The sequence below is a fragment of the Rhodococcus sp. NPDC057529 genome (assembly GCF_042802055.1).
Lineage (GTDB): Bacteria > Actinomycetota > Actinomycetes > Mycobacteriales > Mycobacteriaceae > Rhodococcus_F.
In genome coordinates, this window is sequence record NZ_JBHVEY010000005.1 from 325,176 (window position 1) to 326,795 (window position 1,620).

At 65.4% G+C, this 1,620-nt stretch carries 2 protein-coding genes; one reads left to right on the forward strand and one right to left on the reverse strand.

The window, feature by feature from the left end:
- Positions 1-207 precede the first annotated feature (207 nt).
- Positions 208-540 carry a hypothetical protein gene (locus ACFU5V_RS12400; RefSeq protein WP_124393462.1) on the reverse strand — a complete coding sequence of 111 codons (333 nt, stop codon included), beginning with the start codon at positions 538-540 and terminating at the stop codon, positions 208-210.
- Between the two features lie 172 nt (positions 541-712).
- On the opposite strand from ACFU5V_RS12400, the gene ACFU5V_RS12405 reads away from it, so the two are divergent.
- Positions 713-1,051, forward strand: a complete 339-nt coding sequence (locus ACFU5V_RS12405) for an RNA polymerase-binding protein RbpA (RefSeq protein ID WP_124393463.1) — start codon at positions 713-715, stop codon at positions 1,049-1,051.
- The last annotated feature ends 569 nt before the right edge of the window (positions 1,052-1,620 follow it).

The following is a 1,620-nucleotide window of genomic DNA, read 5'->3' on the forward strand; positions in this document are numbered from 1 at the left end:
CCCAGCGGGTAGAAGACCTTGGATGCGCAAGTCCTGCGCGTGAGACGGACCAACCGACGCCGGTCTCCCACGCTGTACTGATCGTGCTGTACGTGTGGGCCCGGTGTGCGTCGATTCGTGATGTTCGTTTCGGAATCGCCATCGATCGGCGACGGTCGGACCGGTCGAGCAGAGTGCGTCCCACGCTCCCCCGCCTCGGTCGGAGGCTCAGCGGAAGCGTTCGGCCTCACGTGCGAGTTGCACGAGATCGGCGCACAGGGACTCCACCTCATGGGCCGCCGCACCTTCGGCAACGGCTGTCGCCACGTCCTCGGCGGCACATCGAACCTGGAAAACCCGGTCGACCATGGCGGAGGCTTCCTCCGAGGTGAGCACCACCGCATCGGCGGGGATGCTGGTGCCCTTGACCTGGTTGCGCTGCTCGTACGCGCGTTGCCGGCACGATTGACGGCAGTACCGGCGACGCCGGCCCATTCCCGTCTCGGCCACTTCGCGTCCGCACCACACACAGGAATCCGGTCTGCGGGAGGCGCTGGTCATGATCGACCACCTTACTGCGCGGCGCCCCCGAGCCCGCCCGGTAAGATGTCGAGGTTGCATCTGCGCGGCGTGCGGGAACCAATCGGGAGGCCGTGGCGTTGTAGATGAGTGTGAACGCTTGGTGCTGGTCCAGGCGTGCTCGCGCGGAGACGAACGAGGAGAGGACACAACCATGGCAGATCGCGTACTTCGAGGGAGTCGACTCGGAGCGGTGAGCTACGAGACCGACCGTGACCACGACCTCGCGCCCCGTCGGATGGCCAAGTACCGGTGCGACAACGGTGAGATCTTCGACATCCCCTTCGCCGACGATGCCGAGATCCCCGGCACGTGGCTGTGCCGCAACGGCCTCGAAGGGACCCTGGTCGAGGGCACCGCGCCCGAGGCCAAGAAGGTCAAGCCGCCGCGTACCCACTGGGACATGCTGCTCGAACGCCGCTCCAAGGAGGAACTGGAAGAGCTGCTGAAGGAGCGCCTCGACCTTTTGAAGGCGAAGCGCCGCGGAGCCTGACACAGGCCACCGAACCGTACGAACGCCGTCTCGGCTCAGCCGGGGCGGCGTTCGCCGCGTCCGGAGCGTCGGCGACCCCGCCTCCGGCGTGGTCCGGGGTTCCGGCGACCCCATCGCCGGCGGGGACGGGATGTTGGACACGGACAAGCTTCTGTAGGTCACTGGGCTGGTCACCGTCTCGACAGGACTCATCCAAGTACTCCGATCTGCTGAACGCGGGCGCGTTACATTCCGAGCACACCAAGCACCGAGCGTCACGCCCCGAACACGCAGTCGAAGAAACCACGTATGACCGACCTCCCGGGCTTCCGTACCGTATGAGAGGTAGGTCACATGACCGCTCTCAATCTACTATTCGGTACCGCGGAGTCAAGGGTTTGGTCTTCTCTTCGGTCAGATCTCACACCTGGGGTATGAAACCGGCACCCTGAAGCCACGGCAGGTCCGGCGTCCGCGATGTTCGGGGTGGTCAACCGCTCATTTCCGCTACAACCGCTCACATTTCGTGGTATTCCCCCTTCACCGCCCAAACCAAACCTCGCGGTCGGTTGAGCGGCGGCGGGGTGTGG